The organism is Rhodohalobacter sp. 614A (genome assembly GCF_021462415.1).
Taxonomy (GTDB): domain Bacteria; phylum Bacteroidota; class Rhodothermia; order Balneolales; family Balneolaceae; genus Rhodohalobacter.
This window is the reverse complement of record NZ_JAKEDS010000001.1, coordinates 427,124-447,284: the sequence shown is the minus strand read 5'-3', so window position 1 is coordinate 447,284 and position 20,161 is coordinate 427,124. Positions and strand designations below refer to the sequence as shown.

At 42.7% G+C, this 20,161-nt stretch carries 16 protein-coding genes; 12 read left to right on the top strand and 4 right to left on the bottom strand.

The window, feature by feature from the left end:
• Positions 1 to 23: 23 nt before the first annotated feature.
• Positions 24 to 959 carry a cation diffusion facilitator family transporter gene (locus tag L0B18_RS01705; RefSeq protein ID WP_234567402.1) on the top strand — a complete coding sequence of 312 codons (936 nt, stop codon included), beginning with the start codon at positions 24 to 26 and terminating at the stop codon, positions 957 to 959.
• A gap of 96 nt (positions 960 to 1,055) precedes the next feature.
• Here L0B18_RS01705 and L0B18_RS01700 read toward each other — a convergent pair whose 3' ends face one another.
• Entirely contained in the window at positions 1,056 to 2,054 is a 999-nt protein-coding gene (locus tag L0B18_RS01700) for a sugar phosphate nucleotidyltransferase (protein ID WP_234567401.1), read from the bottom strand.
• Between the two features lie 250 nt (positions 2,055 to 2,304).
• Between L0B18_RS01700 and L0B18_RS01695 the strand changes: the two genes are divergently transcribed.
• Positions 2,305 to 3,942, top strand: coding sequence for a UDP-N-acetylmuramoyl-tripeptide--D-alanyl-D-alanine ligase (locus L0B18_RS01695; protein ID WP_234567400.1), 1,638 nt, complete (start codon positions 2,305 to 2,307; stop codon positions 3,940 to 3,942).
• A 179-nt stretch (positions 3,943 to 4,121) separates the two neighbouring features.
• Here the strand turns inward: L0B18_RS01695 and dinB are convergent, their stop codons facing one another.
• Positions 4,122 to 5,222, bottom strand: coding sequence for a DNA polymerase IV (gene dinB, locus L0B18_RS01690; RefSeq protein ID WP_234567399.1), 1,101 nt, complete (start codon positions 5,220 to 5,222; stop codon positions 4,122 to 4,124).
• Positions 5,223 to 5,311: 89 nt separating this feature from the next.
• On the opposite strand from dinB, the gene L0B18_RS01685 reads away from it, so the two are divergent.
• From L0B18_RS01685 to L0B18_RS01670, 4 genes are all read left to right on the top strand, one after another.
• The gene (locus L0B18_RS01685; RefSeq protein WP_234567398.1) at positions 5,312 to 5,587 is read left to right on the top strand and encodes a hypothetical protein; all 276 of its coding nucleotides are present in this window, start codon (positions 5,312 to 5,314) and stop codon (positions 5,585 to 5,587) included.
• Positions 5,588 to 6,115, top strand: a complete 528-nt coding sequence (locus tag L0B18_RS01680; protein WP_370647520.1) for a 2'-5' RNA ligase family protein — start codon at positions 5,588 to 5,590, stop codon at positions 6,113 to 6,115. It abuts the gene before it with no gap.
• Between the two features lie 79 nt (positions 6,116 to 6,194).
• Complete coding sequence (locus L0B18_RS01675) at positions 6,195 to 7,598, top strand: Glu/Leu/Phe/Val family dehydrogenase (RefSeq protein ID WP_234567396.1); 1,404 nt, start codon at positions 6,195 to 6,197, stop codon at positions 7,596 to 7,598.
• Between the two features lie 175 nt (positions 7,599 to 7,773).
• The gene (locus tag L0B18_RS01670) at positions 7,774 to 8,868 is read left to right on the top strand and encodes a calcium/sodium antiporter (protein ID WP_234567395.1); all 1,095 of its coding nucleotides are present in this window, start codon (positions 7,774 to 7,776) and stop codon (positions 8,866 to 8,868) included.
• 133 nt (positions 8,869 to 9,001) lie between these two features.
• On the opposite strand, the gene secA is transcribed toward L0B18_RS01670, so the two are convergent.
• Positions 9,002 to 12,391 carry a preprotein translocase subunit SecA gene (secA, locus tag L0B18_RS01665; protein ID WP_370647519.1) on the bottom strand — a complete coding sequence of 1,130 codons (3,390 nt, stop codon included), beginning with the start codon at positions 12,389 to 12,391 and terminating at the stop codon, positions 9,002 to 9,004.
• 269 nt (positions 12,392 to 12,660) lie between these two features.
• On the opposite strand from secA, the gene rpmH reads away from it, so the two are divergent.
• The 6 genes from rpmH (at position 12,661) to L0B18_RS01635 (ending at position 18,054) form a co-directional block, all read left to right on the top strand.
• Positions 12,661 to 12,816, top strand: coding sequence for a 50S ribosomal protein L34 (gene rpmH, locus L0B18_RS01660; RefSeq protein ID WP_234567392.1), 156 nt, complete (start codon positions 12,661 to 12,663; stop codon positions 12,814 to 12,816).
• Positions 12,797 to 13,279: a ribonuclease P protein component gene (locus L0B18_RS01655; RefSeq protein WP_234567390.1), complete on the top strand. Its 483-nt coding sequence runs from the start codon at positions 12,797 to 12,799 to the stop codon at positions 13,277 to 13,279. Before rpmH ends, L0B18_RS01655 begins: the two co-directional genes overlap by 20 nt.
• Before the next feature lie 4 nt (positions 13,280 to 13,283).
• Positions 13,284 to 15,113 (top strand): membrane protein insertase YidC, encoded by a 1,830-nt coding sequence (gene yidC, locus L0B18_RS01650; RefSeq protein WP_234567389.1) that lies wholly within the window; start codon positions 13,284 to 13,286, stop codon positions 15,111 to 15,113.
• A 130-nt stretch (positions 15,114 to 15,243) separates the two neighbouring features.
• Positions 15,244 to 16,161, top strand: coding sequence for a type I restriction enzyme HsdR N-terminal domain-containing protein (locus tag L0B18_RS01645; protein ID WP_234567387.1), 918 nt, complete (start codon positions 15,244 to 15,246; stop codon positions 16,159 to 16,161).
• A gap of 57 nt (positions 16,162 to 16,218) precedes the next feature.
• Positions 16,219 to 17,553: an aminopeptidase P family protein gene (locus tag L0B18_RS01640; protein ID WP_234567385.1), complete on the top strand. Its 1,335-nt coding sequence runs from the start codon at positions 16,219 to 16,221 to the stop codon at positions 17,551 to 17,553.
• Positions 17,554 to 17,574: 21 nt separating this feature from the next.
• Positions 17,575 to 18,054, top strand: a complete 480-nt coding sequence (locus tag L0B18_RS01635; protein ID WP_234567384.1) for a hypothetical protein — start codon at positions 17,575 to 17,577, stop codon at positions 18,052 to 18,054.
• Between the two features lie 43 nt (positions 18,055 to 18,097).
• Here L0B18_RS01635 and L0B18_RS01630 read toward each other — a convergent pair whose 3' ends face one another.
• Complete coding sequence (locus L0B18_RS01630) at positions 18,098 to 20,095, bottom strand: heavy metal translocating P-type ATPase (protein WP_234567383.1); 1,998 nt, start codon at positions 20,093 to 20,095, stop codon at positions 18,098 to 18,100.
• Positions 20,096 to 20,161: the final 66 nt, after the last annotated feature.

The window sequence follows — 20,161 nt, the reverse complement described above, 5'->3', positions numbered from 1 at the left end:
CAACACTGAATTTTAACAGGGTTATGAATGACCAAAGCCGCGCACAAAAAGCACTGACGATTAGTTTTTTAATTTCTTTTCTCTCACTCTGTACGAAGCTGGTGGCCTATTATCTTACCGATTCCACAACGGCAATGTCCGACGCCGCAGAATCCGTGGTGCATGTATTCGCCGTCGGGTTTGTTTTATATGGATTTTTTCTGAGCATGAAACCAGCCGACGAAGAGCATCTCTACGGCCATGAAAAAATAGAGTTTTTATCTGTCGGTGTTGAAGGAGCGGTAATTATTCTGGCGGCTTTTTCCATTCTCTTCTTTTCTATCCAGAATCTTGTTTATGGTTTTGAACTGGATAATCTGGCACAGGGTATCTACCTGGTGGGTCTTGCGGCTATCATCAATCTTTTTCTGGGGCTTTATTTAAAAAAAGTGGGCAGGGAAGAAAACAATATGATTGTCATAAGCAATGGAAGGCACGTTCTAACGGATGTCTGGACCAGTGGTGGAGTGATTTTCACCCTGTTTTTGATTCAACTCATCGGCTGGATTTACCTTGATACCATTGTAAGTATTTCTATCGCTCTCTACATTTTTTATGAAGGGTTCAAACTGATTCGCTTCTCAGTTATGGGAATTATGGATACCAGGGATCCCGATGTTCATGATTCATTATTGGGAGTTTTGGAGGATGATCTCCCCGGAACCATCAATAGCTGGCATCATCTTCGGCATCGAACTTCGGGACAGACAACCTGGGTAGAATTGCATCTGGTTTTTAAAAGGGATGTCAGCCTGAGGAAAGCCCACGATGATGCAACCATTCTGGAACGTAAACTGATTGATGCCATTCACAGCGACGCTGTGGTAACACTTCATCTTGAACCCGAAGAACCCCACGAAGACATTCATGATGTGCTAAAAGGAGCGAACAAGAATCGGGATCTGGATGAGTTTATTTGATGTTGCTACTTGATTCATTCATCAGATGAGTTTTTTGTCAAAGTAATTTGTTTGTGAATTACTTCACTCATCCGATGACGAATCGATACTCAGTTGTTATCCTTCCTGGATAACCGAATGATCACCGATATGAATCTTGCCTTTCGCGCGCAGCACTTTTGTATTTTTCCCAATTGTAGAGTGATTCAGATCACAGCCTTCCAATACGGCTTCTTTTTGGATAATGGAATTCTTAATACTGCTGTTTTGGATTTTTGTACCGGCTTCAATACTTACATTCGGCCCGATTTCACTGCCGGTAATGGTAACACCGTCTCCAATAAAAACCGGGGGATGAATCACGGTGTCCTCATAAGAATCGTATTCGTGTTTTTCCTTTTTCAAAATTTGTCCGGTGGTATTCAACCATGCGGGAAGGGTTCCGCAGTCCAGCCATTCATCAACCGTCGCTTTCTTGAAAACTTTACCGTCTTTTAAAAGCCTGTCTAACGCATCCGTAAGCTGGTATTCATCTCCGTGGCCGGTCACTTTATGGTCCAGCAGGTATTGGATTTCTTTTTGGAGGTCCTTTCCTTCCTTGAAATAATACACGCCGATAATCGCGAGGTTTGAAATTGGTTCACTTGGCTTCTCCACAAAATCAGTAATCTTTTCCCCTTCATGAACAGCCACGCCAAAACGGGAAGGGTCTTTCACTTCCTTCAGCCATATGACGCTGTCAGCTTCTTCCACAGAAACTTTGTCGTATGAATCAAAAAGAGTATCCGCAAAAACGATGATGACTTCGCCATCCAAATCTTCTTTGGCGCAATAAACGGCATGGGCTGTACCCAGCGCTTCTTCCTGAACACGGAAGTGTGCTTTTGCGTTATGCCGGTCACTCATAGCTTTGAGCGTATCTTTAATTTCTTTTCCAAAATCGGGTCCAAGAATGTAGACGATTTCATCAATGGTTCGATCCAGCGTGCGGGCAAACGTTTCTACAATTCGTTCAATAATCATGGTTCCCGCTACAGGCAAAAGAGGTTTTGGTGTAGTATGCGAATGAGGCCGAACTCTGGTTCCTCTGCCGGCCATGGGGATAATCAATTTCATGCGTTAGATAATATTTTTTGGTTTACAGGAAAGTTGCTCTCTGAAGAATCTTTCCGAAAGTTTTACGTATGATAACGAAACATCTTTACAAGGATGTTTTATATCTTACTGCTGAATTTTTTAATTGTTCTCAAGCATCGCTAATATAAAGGTTTGATTGAACTTATTCGACCTGCGAGAGAATCTATAATTAGAAGAATTACTCAATTTGGAATTTTATACAATACTTACAAACGGCTTTATTTTTTTGATGATAGCTGTTTTCATGCGCCATTCTCTTTATCGACTCCGATTTATGCTGCATATGTTTCAGCAGGTTGGATACAAAACCAACGAATTCCGGCAATGGTTTTCAGTCCATCTGTTTTCCAGGGGAGTTACAACAGAGCACCTGTTTTTTAATATTCTCATTTTAGTGATGGTGTATCTGCTGGCCGACCGAATTACGCTCACATCAGGCGCGATCATCATGGGAACTTTTGCCATTTTTTGGTTTGCCGGAACATCGCGATACCGCGAGGAAAAAGAGAAAAAGCCGTTGGTTTACACGCCACGTATGCTGAGGCTTGGAATCACGATTGCGGTTGCTCTCTTTTTTATCTGGTTTGTTTTGATTGATTGGGGACACCTGGTGCTAAGACTTCGCGATTTCGCTGAGCCATTTGTGGAAATCGAACCCTATTTCATGAGTTTTGGAATGGTATTGGTGGATATGCTGATCCCGGCTTTCGTGTGGATTTTTGCATGGGTTCTGAAACCGGTTGAGCTTTACATCCAAAATGGATTCAAGAAACAGGCGCGAAAAAAATTAGCTTCTTTGCCGCATCTCAAGGTGATCGCGATTACCGGCAGTTACGGAAAAACAAGTACGAAGTTTGTGATTGATGCTTTCATGAACGAGCGAATGAGCGTCTGCACAACTCCCGGCAGCTACAATACGCCGATGGGAATTTGCAAGGTGATCAACAATCAGCTTGAAGCTACTCATAAAGCTCTAATCCTTGAAATGGGTGCGCGTTATGAAGGAAACATCAAAGAGTTGTGTGAGATTGCCCGTCCCGATATTTCCATTATCACCAATGTTGGAATTTCTCACCTGGAAACATTTGGCTCGAAAGAAGCCATAGCCAGGGAAAAATCGACCCTTGCCAAAGAGTTAAAGCAAGGCGGCACTCTCATTTTAAATGGAGATGATCCCCTGGTTCGAAAAATGGCTGAGCTCAGAGACGATGTAAAAACCGTTTTTATCGGGGAAGAAGGATCCGTTCGGGCATCCAATATCGAAACCGGTCCGGGTGGCACTTCATTCTGGATGGAATGGTACAATGATGAACAGCAATTGGTTGACCGGGAAAAGATTACCACCCAGCTTTTGGGTCGGCACAACATCCAAAATATGTTGCTGGGAGCGGCGGTTGCCAGGCAATTTGATATCCGTTTAAAAACCATTGCTTTGGCTGCTTCAAATATGAAACCCGTAGAACATCGGCTGGAGCTGAAAAATCGAAATGGATTTGTTGTAATTGATGACGCCTTTAACTCCAATCCCGTGGGCGCTGCCAACGCCGTCAATATTCTGGATTCTTTTCCCATTGGCAGGAAATTTATTATCACTCCCGGAATGATTGAACTAGGGGATAGAGAAGAGGAGGAAAACGAAGAGTTTGGAAGGCATATTGGAAATTCCTCCATCGATGTGGCCGTCTTGGTAGGAGAAGAACGAACCAAGCCTATTCTAAAAGGAATTCAATCAACGGAAAAGGGAAGAGAGAAACAGGTTAAAGTGGTAAAATCTCTTTTTGAGGCGAATGATTTTCTGAAGAGTGAAGGCAACGAGGGAGATGTGGTTCTCTATGAAAACGACTTGCCGGATACGTATAATTCATAGCCACCTTCAAGCGTCCGTAGTTCCTTGAAGCGTGGCCTGTGTTTTCGGTTGGTGAGTTTTCTATGCCTATCATACCAAAAATCGGTAGCTAAAGATATTCAGCAGCCGATGAGACCATGTTATCAACAACGCTTTAAGGATTCTCCACTCCGTTTTGAAACGCTTAAAAGTTGTTTTGTTTAAAACTTCTCAAACGGAATTTCCAGCTGTTCGCCAATGACGCCACCTTTTCTAAGGTTTAAGCTGGAAACGGAAATTCCAAGCAATCTTACTTCCCGAATTCCGGCTTCGGTTTCATTCAACAGGCGAAGTGCAACTTCAGACAACTCCTCCGCTTTATTAGTGTAATGGTGAAGGGTATAGCTTCGCGTAACTGTTTCGAAATTTTCATACCGAACTTTTAAAGTGATTGTTTTCCCGGAAGCATTCAGTTTTTTCATCGATTGTGAAATTTTCTCAGAAAGCCCGGTCAGAAAATCCCGGATCCATTCCAGGTCGGAAATATCTTCAGAAAACGTCCGCTCTTTTCCTATCGATTTCCGGGTTCGGTTCGGCTTTACGTGTCGGTTGTCGATTCCCCGTACAATCCTGAAATAATGGTGGCCGGATTTGCCAAACTGTTTCACCAAATCCACTTCGTCCCAGGCTTTCAGGTCTGCCCCGGTTTTGATGCCAAGCGAATCCATTTTCCGTTGAGTTGCTTTTCCAACGCCAAAAAATTTTGCAATACTGAGTTCTTCGATAAATTCTTCAGCTTTGTCGGGTGTAATCACACTTAATCCATCCGGTTTATCAAGATCGGATGCAATTTTAGCGAGAAATTTGTTGAAAGATACTCCCGCCGATGCGGTCAGATCTGTTTTCTCTTTGATTTGTTTTTTGATGCGATGAGCAATCAAAGTACCGGAAGGAATATTTTTGTGATTTTCGGTGACATCGAGATAGGCTTCATCTAAAGAAAGAGGTTCTACCAGGTCGGTATATTCGAAGAAAATCTCCCTGATTTGTTCGGATACTTCTTTGTATACCTCAAACCGGGGTTTTACAAAAATGGCATGCGGACAAAGTTTGGCTGCCCTGGCTGCCGGCATGGCCGAGTGAACTCCGTATTTTCGTACTTCATAACTTGCCGCGGCAACCACTCCGCGTCCCTGGGGCGATCCGCCAACGATAACCGGCTTATTGCGATATTCGGGATGATCCCGCTGCTCCACCGAAGCATAGAACGCATCCATATCCACATGGATGATTTTTCGGATGGGATGTTCGGAATCTCTCATAAAAAAATTGCTGTGGACAACGGGAATAAAAAATAAAATTTGTACCTTTGTTCCTGTACTAAAAATAACTCAAAAACTTCGATTGATTCATGTTAGAATTTAACGCCGTAACTATTTACTGGCTCTTATCCATCGGCTTACTTGTAGGATTCATTATTGATCTCGTGATGATCAAACGCGGAATTGGAATGATAGGAAACGTTGTATGGGGTGCTGTTGGATCCATCATTATTGGAGCTGTAGTTATTTGGCTGGATATGTATGCGCCGCTTTTATATGCTGCCGTCGGTTCTATTGCGTTCCTCTTTCTTGTAAATGTATTTAGTATCCATACCGACGACAGAGTGACTGTAAAAGCTGAGTAGATTTCTTCAAAACTCCCACATACTGACAACTATTCCGTTTGGCTGATTCCGGAAGAACAAGCTGAAATGGAATTGGGCAAGTCTATTCAGGATCTGGCTGAAAAATATCAATCAGAACCCTTTCAGCCCCACCTTACCTTGGCTGGTATTCCGCACTGGACTGAAGAACAAATGGTGAAGGAGATCCAAAAAATTTCCGGCTCCACTTTGCCGATTGAGTTATTTCTGGAAAAAGTTCAGTGCAAGCGTTTTCCCTATCAAAAGATTACGATTGAAGTTGAGAGAACCGAAGAGTTACATGCCCTGCATCAGGAAACAGACAGGCTTTTCGGCGGAGACTATTCAAAGACGGAATATCCACACATCTCATTACTGTACAGTACGTTAGAATGTGGAGGTCTGCAAAAGACTGTGTCACAGCTAAATGAACAAATTCCCCCAAAAGTTCTGCTGGATCGAATAGCTTTGATTCGTTGTAAAGGAACGCCTGAGGCGTGGAGAACGCTATATATGAGAAAATTGGGTTGAATTGAATTTTTGATTTGTAAGTAGAATTCATAATTCCGACCATTAGAAGATTGAAGAATAAACCTACCAAAGGAGATACATGAGTGATTATAAATTTTTCGACCAGGTAAATAAAGCTTTTGACAAAGCCGCAAAATATACCCGGTTTGACAAGGGACTGCTTGAGCAAATGAAATTTTGTAATGATGTGTTGCACATTACATTTCCGCTGGAGCGTGATAATGGTTCAATTGAAGTGATCCACGGCTGGAGAGTTGAGCACAGCCATCATAAGCTTCCCACAAAAGGCGGTATTCGTTACAGTATGACGGTAAATGAAGACGAAACCATGGCACTTGCCGCACTTATGACGTATAAATGTGCGGTTGTTGATGTGCCATTTGGTGGCGCAAAAGGAGGTATCAAAATAGATCCATCCAAATATTCTGAAGCCGAGCTTGAGAGAATTACACGCCGGTATACGTTTCAGCTGTACAAAAAGAATTTTATTGGCCCGGGCTCCGATGTACCCGCACCGGATTACGGTACAAGTGCCAGGGAAATGGGATGGGTATTGGATACCTATCGCCAGATCAGCTCAGATATCAATGCTGAAGGATGTGTTACCGGGAAACCAATCGGACAGGGCGGTATACGAGGCAGGACGGAAGCTACCGGCCGCGGCGTGTTTTTTGGAGTGCAGGAAGCGTGTTCAAATAAAGAAGACATGAAAGCAATTGGATTAGATCCCGGGATTGAAGGCAAAACATTCGTCGTCCAGGGATTGGGTAATGTAGGATTTCACGCTGCAAAATACCTGATTGAAGGCGGAGCTAAAATGGTAGGAGTTGCTGAGATGGATGGATCGATATACAGCGATAACGGAATTGATCTCGCCAAATTGATGGAATATAAAAATGAAACCGGCGGCGTTGTCGGGTTTGAAGGAACCAAAACACTGGAAAACAATGCCGCGGTACTTGAGGCTGAATGCGATATTCTGGTTCCTGCAGCTCTCGAAAATCAATTAAAAGAGAGTAACGCACCCAACATAAAAGCAAAAATTATTGCTGAAGCGGCAAATGGTCCAACAACTTCCGAGGCACACGAGATCATGAAAGAAAGAGGAGCTTTAATTATTCCCGATAATTTTCTGAATGCTGGCGGTGTGACGGTGTCTTATTTCGAATGGCTAAAAAATATTCAGCATGTTCGGTTCGGAAGGATGGAAAAACGGTTCGAAGAAAACAGTTTTCGCCGAATACTCTCTGTAATTGAAACCATATCCGAACGCAAATTTACGGACCAGGAACTGCAATTTCTCGCCCACGGAGCCGGAGAAGAAGAACTGGTTGATTCAGGATTGCAGGACACAATGGTAAACAGCTATAACGAAATCAACGAAATAAGAAAAAAACATGATGTTGATTTGAGAACGGCGGCCTTTATAAGTGCCATTAACAAAGTAGGTGGGCTTTACGAACGAATGGGAATTTTCCCATAAAAAAAAGAACCCTGTGTCTTTCACAACACAGGGTTTCATTTACATTTCTTTAACCAAAACATCTTATGTTGAATACTACGTGGCCGCCAGAGCTTTGTTGCATATTCAGTTAATTTTTTTTGATATTTTTTATTTCTGATAAATATTTTCCGAATCCCGAATTAAATAGCTCTTTGTGATTATACCCCTGTTATGGTTCGTTGCCGGTTTGATTTCTTTAATCGGCGGAGCGGAACTTTTGGTTCGATATGTTTCCAAACTAGCACTTAAACTTGGTGTCTCAAAACTTGTAATTGCATTAACCGTTGTTGCATTTGGCACTAGCGCGCCGGAGTTGGCTGTTAGTATCCAGGCCAGTGTGGACGGCCAGACCGATTTGATGCTTGGGAATATTGTTGGTAGCAACATCAGCAATACGCTTTTCATTTTAGGATTATCAGCTATTTTCATCCCTTTAAAGGTTCACAAGAACCTGATTAAGTCGGATGTCCCCATCATGCTGGGCATTACACTCCTAATCTATTTTTTGTCATTAAATGGCAGTCTTTCTGTTTGGGAAAGCGGGTTGCTCGTTTTATTGCTGGTTATCTACTTATTCTTTTTGTCCAGAAAGAAAGGCCACGCAGAAATTCCTTCCGTCCCGGAAGAAGGAAAAGATGAAGGTGGAAGTTTACTTGCCAACATTCTTTTCAGTGGTTTAGGTTTAGTTTTACTGGTGACCGGCGCGCGCTGGCTCATCAACAGTTCATTGATATTTGCCGAAATGGCTGGAATCAGCGAGTTGATTATTGGTCTTACAGTTGTAGCAATTGGAACTTCCCTGCCGGAGATTGTAACGTCCCTTGTAGCCGCAATCCGGGGTGAGAGGGATATTGCCGTAGGAAGTGTGGTTGGCAGTAATATTTTAAATTTCCTGGCGGTACTGGGATTTGCCGGCCTGTTTTCTCCCAATTCCATTCCCGTTCAGCAATCACTTCTTGATTTCGATTTTCTTGTACTGATTGCAGCGACTATTGCTTGCATTCCTATTTTTTATACCGGTCACAAAATTGTTCGCTGGGAAGGGGCTTTATTTCTCTTTTTCTATTTTGCCTATCTGTTTTACCTGTTTCTTTCAACCACCGATCACAAGTTTTTGGATGTATTTATAAATGTGATGATCTTTTTCGTAATTCCGGTGGCCATCATTACCATTCTGTATCATTCCATTTCAGAGTGGATTTGGAGAGCGAGGTACGTAGGGCTTTTTAAAACCAGGAAAGAAGAATAAGAGGTTCCTTATTCTGATTTTTCAGCTTTATTTAACCTGAGTTCGGGATCACAATGAATGAAGAAGAGACGATCCGTCTCTTCCATGTAATGCAAAATTTGGGAAGTATTTCTGACCTAAAAATGCTCGGGTTTTATCTCTCTATTAATACCCAGCCTTCTTCATCAACCATTTTTTTGGCATATTTCCACTTCACCTCTTTCACCTGGTTGGTGCTCATATTTTGCACTTTCACATAATCATTTCGCCCGGGTTCGTCATCAACAGTTACCGGTTGGCGTTTTTCTCCGGGAGCGGAAGCCTGCTGTTGGCCCTCACTGCCGTTGCCCTGTTGTTTCATGCCCTTTAGTCCCATATTTGTAGAATCGGCATGTTGAGTTTGGGCTTTATCCATATTGTATTTTCCTGACTCTTTGCGGGCCTGTTGTAACTTGGATGGATCAGCCTGCATTTCGGGAATAGCCTTCCAGATTAATGAAATAGCTTCCTGGTTAATTTCATCAATCAGCGATTTAAACATTTCAAAAGCCTCTCGCTTGTATTCAAGAAGCGGGTCTTTTTGGCCGAATGATCGTAGTCCGATACCTTCTTTCACAGAATCAAGTTCACGGAGATGTTCCATCCATTTATTGTCGATAGTGGAAAGAATAGCCGTTCGTTCAAGTGCCCGGGCAACTTCGCGTCCTTTATTTTTCTCGGCCCGTTCCACATCCACAATGATTCTCATTCGCCGGATACCATCTGTAAAGATCACCTGGATTTTGGTAGGTTTCTTTTCTGCATCCGATTGTTGGATTTGTTGAATGACTTTGAAGAGAGGTTCGGCAATGAACTCTTCTTTCTTGCGATAAGCTTCGTACGCCTTTTCAATAATCAGGTCAATCATTCCATCTTCACCCTGTATGGCCCATTGATCGAGATCCAGGTCTACATCAACGGCAAGCAAGCGGAGAATTTCATCACGAAGTTTTTCGAATTCACCCTGAGGATAGTATTCCTGAATAGTGGATTCTACCAAGTCTTCAAGCATATCAAAAATATCACTCTGAAGCTGATCCCCAAGAAGAGCGTGTTTTCTTCGGGCGTAAATTACATTACGCTGGTTGTTCAAAACATCATCGTACTCGAGTTGACGTTTCCGAATACTAAAGTTGTTCTGTTCTACTTTTTTCTGAGCACGTTCCAGGGATTTGGTAACCCACGGGTGTTGAATTACCTCCCCTTCCTGGAAATTCAGTTTTTCCATGATATTGGCAATCCGATCCGTTCCGCCGAACAGCGTCATCAAATCATCTTCAAGAGAAACAAAAAACTGACTTTCCCCGGGATCGCCCTGGCGTCCGGATCGTCCACGCAGCTGTAAGTCGATTCGCCGTGATTCATGGCGCTCTGTACCTAAAATAGCAAGGCCGCCTTTCTCCTTCACGCCTTTACCCAACTTGATGTCCGTTCCACGTCCGGCCATGTTGGTTGCAACCGTAACGGCTCCTACCTGGCCTGCATGGGCAACAATTTCACTTTCGCTGGCGTGTTGTTTTGCATTTAAAACATTGTGTGGAATTTTGGCCCGTTTCAGCATCCGGCTAATGGTTTCGGATACATCCACGCTGGTTGTACCTACCAGAACCGGTTGGCCACTTTCGTGATACTCACGAATTTTATCGATGGTGGCACCATATTTTTCCCGTCTTGTGCGGAAGATCAAATCTTCTTTATCATCTCTTATGATGGGTTTATTGGTTGGGATAACTGTGACATCCAATTCATAAATCTCATTAAATTCCCCTTCCTCCGTTGCAGCCGTACCCGTCATACCCGACAGCTTGTGATACATCCGGAAAAAATTCTGGAGAGTAATGGTGGCATAGGTTTGCGTGGCGGCCTCTACTTTCACTTCTTCTTTTGCCTCAATCGCCTGGTGAAGGCCATCGGAATATCGTCGTCCGGAAAGAACACGTCCGGTATGCTCATCTACAATATTTACCTTGCCGTCCTGAACAATGTATTCGCTTTCTCGTTCGAACAAGGTGTACGCTTTCAAAAGCTGGTTAACAGTATGGATACGGTCACCGCGTTCAGCAAACAGCCGGTGAAGCTCGTTAAAGCGTTTTTCACGCTCTTGTTTTACTTCAGAGATAGCCTCTTCAACTTTTTTCTCTTTATAATCATCACTGAATTCGTCATTCGCTCGGATTTTTTCAACCCTCTCTTTTTCCAGAGCTTCTACCTGGTCTTCAATTTCAGAGGTCTCGGTACCCAAATCCGGAATCACAAAAAACTCATCTCCTTCTTCTTCTTTGGTGATGAATTCTCGTCCCTTTTCCGTCATTTCGATGGACTTCTGCTTCATATCCACAGCATAAAAGAGATATTCATCAACAAAAGGAAGTTTTTTGGCATTATCAGCGAGGTAGTAACTTTCTGTTTGCTGCACCAACCGCTGATAGTGAGCTTCCTGCATCATTTTGCGGAATTTCTTGTTTTTGGGGAATCCGCGTTCGGCCCGGTAGAGTGCAAGTCCGGCTTCTTCTTCATTGCCTTCGTTGTAGTATTTTTCAGCTTCATTCACTAACGAAGCCACCAGTTTTTTCTGAGCATTTACCAAAGCCTCAACCCGGGGCTTCATTTCTTCATATTTTTGCTGTCCGGTTGATTGCGGAACCGGCCCGGAAATAATAAGCGGTGTACGGGCTTCATCAATTAAAATGGAATCCACCTCATCAATAATGGCAAAATGATGACCGTGCTGAACCAACTGCTCTTCTTCAACCACCATGTTATCTCTCAGGTAGTCAAAACCAAACTCGTTATTGGTACCATAAGTAATATCTGCCTTATAGGCATTTCGTCGTGGTTCTGTATTGGGTTTGTAGCGATCAATGCAATCAACTGTCAAGCCGTGAAAATTGAAGATCGGTTCGTTCCATTCCGCATCACGTTCGGCCAAATAGGAGTTTACCGTAACAACGTGAACGCCACGGCCGGCAAGAGCATTTAAATAAGCGGGGAAAATAGCAGAGAGGGTTTTCCCTTCACCGGTTTTCATTTCGGCAATACTGCTGTTATGCATGGAAATGGCGCCAATAAGCTGCACATCATAAGGAATCATACTCCATTCATTCTCATTTCCTGCAACTTTCCATTTTTTTCCGACAAATCGGCGGCAGGTATCTTTGAGTACGGCGTAAGCTTCAGGCAAAATTTCTTCTAACGTATCTTCCAGAATTTCAAGCCATTCTTCTTCAAGCTCGTCGATGGTATCGGAAAATTCCCGGCGTTCCTCAAGAGTAATCGATTCATCATTGGAGTCCATTTTCTCCTTAATGCCTTCAATTTCATCGGTTACTTCCTGGGTTCTCTCTTTGATGAGCTGCTTAAATGTCTCGGTTTTTTGTTTGAGCTCTTCATCAGACAGGGCCTTTATTTCGTCTTCGTAGCTTTTAATTTCATCCACCACCGGCCATATTTTTTTGATGTCTCTTTCACTTTTGGTTCCAAATATGGCGGTAAGAAATTTAGATATTTGTTCTAACATGTATGTAAGGAGCGTTTAAAATTCAGTTCAGCAAGTTACAGCTAAATATTCCCGTGTTCAACAAGGTTGCACGTTTGAAATGGTACAATAATTATGCCATCATCTATATTTTTTCTTCTAACGCAATAATGGCAGAAAGATTGAATAAAAGGCTGTTATAAATTTCATAAAATAAGAGGTTCGGATTTAATGATTTTCTTCTTATTTTTGGGGTCTATCGAAAAACAGGATTTTGAATAATATATTAGTGTCTGGCTATGAAACGTACATATCAACCAAGTAAAAGAAAGAGAGCGAACAAACACGGGTTCCGCAAGCGCATGAAAAGCAACGGCGGGAAAGGTGTGATTAAAAGTCGCCGCGCCAAAGGGCGTCATAAACTTACTGTAAGTAATGAAAAAGGACCGAAATAGGTCTGATGGTGACAAGCCTGATCAATCTTTACCACGATCAAAAATTTTACGCGGACGGCGTAATTTCCAACGTCTGTTTGAAAAATCTACCGTGCTGACTTCCGACTCAATCCAGTTTCGATACAGATTGTACAACGATCCCTCCGAAGGATGTTATATCGGATTTATTGCTCCCAAGAAAATAATGCGCAGCGCGGTTCAGCGAAATAAGGCAAAACGACTTATGAGAGAAGTGTATCGAATCCATCAGGATTTCGTACAGGATATTTTCTCAAAGAATGTTTTTGGATTTCACGGTGTCTTTTTGGCCCGGAAGTCTGAACTTACATTCAGCGACATCAAAAAAGATATGATCCCGCTATTACAACAAGTGCGCGATCGTCTGTTGAATATGGAAAGCCGCCTTTCGAAAACAGACATTTCGTCTGGCAGCAATACAAATAGCGAAACTAAACGTACTTAATACTTTGGACAGAAATACCGTAACCGGGCTTCTTTTAATATTTGTAATAACCATTGGATGGGCTTGGTTTACAATGCCCAGCGAAGAAGAACTTGCACAACGCCAGGCAGAACAGGCCATGCAGGACAGCTTAGCCGCCGTACAAGCTGAGGATTCGTTATTCGCAGATGCTGATTCCGCAAATTCACAAAATCAGCTTAATGAAGAAGATCAGCAAAATTCCGGCGAGCAAGCTCAGCCCAGTTTAGGAGAAACAAACCAAACCCCAAATCTCGGCCTTTTCAATCAGGCTAATTATCCTGATACGGTTTTGACCACCATTCGAACTGAAGAGTTTGAGATTGAAATGACCAATGTGGGCGCGGGTCCATCGCACATAAGTTTGATGGAACATCAAACATGGGATGATAACCCCGTTCAAATGATTCGCGAGGTACGTCATTCAGCGTATTCACTGGGTTTTCTCTCCAGCCAGAATTATAATATTGAGACGAGAGACCTGGTTTTTGAACCTCTTCAGGATACGGCAGTTCTTGATCTTTCCGGAGATGAAAACGCAGAACTCGCCTACAGGCTGAATGTAGGAGAGGGTTCCGAAATCATCTTTACATATACTTTTTATGGGGATGTTTACACGTACGATTTGGATATCCAGTTTGTAAACATGCAGGATTACATCAGTGGCACGAATGTTGATTTTGGATGGTACGCAGCACTGAATCTAACGGAACATGATGCCCAAAAAGATGCACAGGCCACAGCTGCATACGTATTTGCCGGCGGTGAACTTGAGAAGTTCCAGGTACCGGAAGCGGAACAGAATGAACAGAGAATTAATGGAAATATTGAGTGGGTTTCTACCCGTTCCAGGTTTTTTGGCCAATACATTAAACCGGTAACCAATTCCAATGCAGCGATTCTGCGAGGTGAACGAATCTCAAATGCAGGTTTGCCTGAGGCGTATTTCCGATACAGTTCGTCAGTTCAATCGAGCTATGTTCAAACACAAGAACTTTCGTACGAGTTATATGCCGGTCCCCTACGCTACTACGATCTGAAAGAATACAACGAACACGCTTATGATGTCGTTGAAATCGGGTATGCTATTTTCCGATGGTTTGCCGATCCGTTGGTTCGATATTTGATTATTCCATTCTTTGCCCTCGGAAGCACAATCATCTCTAATTATGGAATTCTGATTATTCTGTTTGGAGTGATTGTAAAACTTATTCTCTTTCCGCTTACACAGAAGAGTTTCAAAAGTATGGCGGCGATGAAAGAGTTGCAGCCAAAAATGAAGGAGATCCAGGAAAAGTATAAGGATGATCCTCAAAAACAACAGAAGGAGACGATAGCTCTCTACAGAAAAGCCGGTGTGAACCCGCTTGGCGGTTGTCTGCCTATGCTATTACAGTTCCCGATTTTGATTACGCTGTTCTACTTTTTCCAGAACTCGATGATCATCAGGCAGGAATCATTCTTATGGGCGAGTGATTTGTCTGCTCCGGATTATATTATCAATCTTCCATTTAGCATACCGGTACTTGGTGACCAGATAGCCGGATTTGTGCTATTGATGTCCGTGGCTATGTTTTTCCAGTCGAAGTTGTCTGGCGGAATGAGTGGTGGCGGAGCTCCAAGCGGTGGCCCCAATATGCAGGGAATGATGTACATTATGCCGGTAATTATGCTTTTGGTTTTCAATAATTTTGCTGCCGGACTCAGTTTGTATTACCTGGTTTATAACGTTCTTTCAATCGCACAGCAAGCCTACATTAATAAGCAGGTGAAGGGCAGCAGCGATGATGACAGTTCAAAGAAAGGAAAGAAGTAAGAAACTCTTCGTTTTTCTTACCTCTTTCCAAAACTGATGAGAAACTGAGAAACTTTTTCTTCTTCAGTACCCAAAGTTTAGATACTGAAAAGCCAACAATGAATCGGATGTTTCGTAAGTTTGGTGGGTTATGAAAAGTGTATCAACAGATCATTTTCCACGAGTTGTTGCCAGGCCCGACCGATTTTGGCTTTTTAATCCCATCCTCAAAAAAAGATATGAAAACCGGCCGGAAGAACGTGTGCGTCTGTGCTGGGTTGAATATATACTTCATCAAACAAAGTGGTCGAAATCAAGAATTGGATTTGAGGCTCCCATAAAGGTTTCTCAGGAAAAAAATACACTCCGGGCCGATTTAATTCTCTATTCAAAAAACATGGAGCCGGCGGTTCTTGTCGAATGTAAATCCAACTCGGTAAAATTAAATCAAGCTGCTGCAGAACAGGCAGCAAGGTACAACAGCCAAACAAAAGCACGGCACATGGTGCTGACCAACGGCCTTGAGGATTATTGGTTCGAAATAAAAGGAAACGTAATTCAAAGTACCGGTAATTTTTTTGAGGAAGACTCAACCAAATGGAATTCGCAGAGAAATCATGAATATTGGCATCAACGAGGATTTTGTTCTTCAAGAATTCCCGCCGATATGAAACATTGGCTGACTCCTGCAATAAATACTTTCTGGAAAGAAGAGAATACGGCACAGAAACAATATCTCGATTTTGGAAAAACCCTTTTGAACGTACCCATGAATCAATACTATAATATTTTTGATATGGGAGACGAACGCAAACTGGCCCTCACATTTTTGGGATATGGAACGTCTGATAATTACGTGGTTTCTGTCTTGAATTTCAGGGGGGTAAATCAGGGTGTGCTGGTGATTAACCTGAATCTGTATCAACAGAAAGAGAAAGGAGCTATTTTGTTAATCAACGGCAGGAAGAGACAAACGGATCTCAGTGATCGTGATTTACCTTTTGATTTTGATTCTTTCTATCCCAAACAAATTGAAACTCTTCCCCGGCATTTGATCAATTTTTTTTGATTGAAGTCAGCATCTGCTAACTTTCGGGAAAAGAAATCACTTATAAAAAATTAGGCTATGTCAAATCAATTACACCGAAGCAAGTTATTGTCCCTTTTTGAAGATACAGAGGAAGGCGTTATTTACATTAAGGGAGCTGATCTTATGTATCGATATGCCACCGATTATGAATTTCCATTTCGCCAGGAAAGTAATTTCTGGTACCTGACTGGAGTCAATGAGCCCGGTTGTCATGTTATTTTAGATATCAAGTCGGGAGACTATCACTTGTTTACTCCCAAAAGGGATTCTCAATTTGCGGTTTGGCACGGTCGTATCAAGCCGATGGAAGAAATCCAGGATTTGTATAAGCCAGATCATTTGCATTACGACAATCAACTGCTCTCTGTGCTGAATGATTTGGATCCTGATTTGATCTATTGTTTGGATGATGAGCAGGCCGAATTTCTGGAAGATCTAAACCGGGATTTCAATCTCGAAATCGATACACTGGTGGATGCCATTACCTACTGCCGCTGTATTAAAACGGATTACGAACTGGATCTGATGCGTAAGGCAGCAGAGGTGAACAATGCTGCTCATCTTGAAGTGATGAAGAGTATAAAACCCGGTATGTACGAATATGAGACAAAAGCTATTTTCGATTATCATCAAGAGAAACATGGACTTTTGCAGCCGGCATATACCGGGATTCATGCGGGTGGCGTGAACAGTGCAATTTTGCATTATGTTGAGAATAATCAGCAAATAAATGATGGCGACCTGTACCTGATCGACGCGGGTTTTGAGTACAAAGGATATGCGTCAGACTTTACGCGAACATATCCAATCAACGGAAAATTTTCTTCTGATCAGGCAGCCATTTATCAAATTGTTCTGGACGCTCTGAATAACTCCATAGAAAACTCCAGGCCCGGGGTAAAAATGGAAGAACTGCATATGAATGCATGCAGAATTATCCTGAATGGTTTGAAAGATGCCGGTATTGTAAAAGGAGATATAGAAGAAATGATGGCGAATGATATTTTTGCGCTTTTCTTTCCTCACGGATTGGGTCATTTTCTCGGCCTGGATACGCATGATGTGGGCGGATATCCCAAAGGCGTGGAGCGAATTGATCGCCCCGGAATTAAATATCTGCGCGTTCGTAGAGAATTGATTCCCGGAATGGTTATCACCATAGAACCGGGTATTTATTTTATCCCGGCATTGTTAAAACCAGCTCTGGAAGATGAAGAGAAAGCCAAATTTTTGAATAAAGAGAAAATCGAATCCTTATATGATTTTGGTGGAATTCGAATCGAAGATAATCTGATTATCACGGAAGATGGGTGTGAGAATCTGACGGATGTTCCGAAAGAAATCAAAGATATCGAAGAAGTAATGAAATAGCGGGTGTAAAATAATTAACGTATGATTCAATCATTCCGAATAAATATCCATCACAAACCCCGTGAACGGAGAATCATGAATGCCATTCTGGCACTCGCCACGGGAATCCTGACGCTAACCTATCCCACATTTCTGTACCTGATTGCGGCTGGATATCTGGTGGCTCTCGGACTGGTGTTTATGTATGCGAAAACGCCGCCGGTTATAGCGGCGATTCCTGTTTTAACAGGTCTCCTTATTTTCGCCTTTCCGGAGTTGATTCCCATTACTTTCGCTGTCTTTTTGGGATTTTTTGGATTGATTCTGCTCATGACATTTTCCCTTTCCATTATGGGATTTCTGACTCTTCTGATTGCGATTCTTATCATTATGAATCCGGATTCGGTAGCATATTTCATTGCCGCATTCCTGTTGCTATATGGAATCTCGAACCTGATCGAACTGTTTCAGAATCGAAATATAAATGGCGGAAACAACGGACAGGAAGTGATTATCGAATAATAAATTTGATCAAAAATAGCCTGGTAAACTCTTTTAGATAAGATTATTCAAAATTCATTCGTTGAATTCGAATGGCATTCAATACAGCGAGAAGGGCAACACCCACATCCGCAAAAACAGCTTCCCAGAGAGTTGCCATTCCCACGGCTCCCATGAAAAGTACGAGGCCTTTGACGCCCATGGCCAAACCAATATTTTGCCAAACGATGTTGCGTGTTTTTTGAGAAATAGAAATAGCTGTTGCCAGTTTTGAAGGTTGATCGGTTTGAATCACAACATCGGCTGTTTCGATGGCAGCATCACTTCCCATCGCCCCCATGGCAATTCCGATATCACTCAACGCCAGAACCGGCGCATCGTTGATTCCATCGCCTACATAAGCAGTGGTACCTTCAAAATCATGCTGGATTTTTTCGAGTTTCTCAGCTTTTTCTTCCGGCAATAGTTCACCAAAAACCTGATCGATCTTTAAGTAATTTCCGATTCGGTCGGCTTCTGATTGAATATCACCGCTGAGCATAAATGTCCTTTCGACTCCGAGATCGCGGATTTTCTGAATCGCCTGGATTGAATCATCTTTCACTTCATCTGAAATTGTTAACAGGCCGGCGTGACTTCCATTTACAGCAACATGAATTACCGTTTCATTCGAATCTTTGGAAAATCCATTCAGATAGATATTTTCGCGGTCCATTAGCTTTTTATTTCCGATAAGGATTTCCGAGCCATCCACGATTGCATGAATACCATGTCCCGGAATTTCAGATTGTTTGGTGATATTCACAGGAGCTCCATTTCGGATTTCCGTAAATGCTGTGATCGCTTTTGCGATGGGGTGTGTTGAATTTTTTTCCGCGGCGTGGAGATAGGAATAGAGTTCATCTTCATCGTGATCAAAACTCTGAAAATCCTGGACAGCGAAAACACCTTTGGTCAGGGTACCGGTCTTATCAAATACAACGGTTTTGACGGACTTAAGAGCATCGAGATAGTTCGATCCTTTCACCAAAATTCCATTTCTCGAAGCCGCACCAATTCCGCCGAAATACCCAAGCGGGATGGAAATGACAAGAGCACACGGGCAGGAAATCACAAGAAAAACCAGGCCACGATAGAACCATTCATCAAACACGTAATTATTCACAAAAAACCAGGGAGTCAGAACCAGAAGTGTTGCAAGAAGAACGACAATAGGCGTATAGATTCTGGCAAAGGACCGAATGAACTGCTCTGTTTTTGATTTTCGGGAAGCTGCATCCTCAACCATCTTCAGGATTCTGGTAATGGAATTGTTTTCGTACGTGCTGGTAACTTCCATTTCAATGACCTGATCCTGGTTGATAAAGCCAGAGAGTACTTTTTCCTCTCTTTTGAAATGTCTCGGTTTACTCTCTCCGGTAATGGCGGATGTGTCAAAAGCGGCGCGTTGAGTGATCAGGTTTCCATCCAAAGGAATTCTTTCGCCCGGTTTTACCTGTATAATTTCTCCAATAGCCACATCTTTGGGATGAACCACGGAAAAGGTATTTCCACGTTTTACATGAGCAGTATTCGGGCGAATATCCAGCAGGGATTTTATGTTGCCGCGAGCTCTTGCGACGGCTCCATGCTGAAAGGCTTCACCCACCGAATAGAAAAGCATCACGGCGACGCCTTCCGGGTATTCGCCAATCAGGAATGCCCCAACGGTTGCGATTCCCATCAGGAAGAATTCAGTGAACACATTTCCTTTTCTCACCTGGGTGAGCCCTTGTTGAACAACAGGTAAACCCACCGGCAGATAAGCAATAATGTACCATGCAATCCTCACGGGCTCAGAAAACCAGGCTGGCTCGATAAAGAAATCCAGTATCAGTCCGGTGATAAGCAGGATAAAACTGGTAATAGGTTGCCAGTGCCTGCGCAAAAAGGAAGCATTTTCATCTTGGTCGTGGGAATGATTGTGATCATGACCGGCATCAGCAGAACAACAATCTGGTGAAGCTGTGTCTGGCTCAGGTGAGCAACAACTTTCGCGTGTGTGAGTGTGACTTGTACTCATAATCAGAATTTTTGGATTCATTAATTTCTATCCGAAAATTAGTCATCAAACCAATGCAACAATATT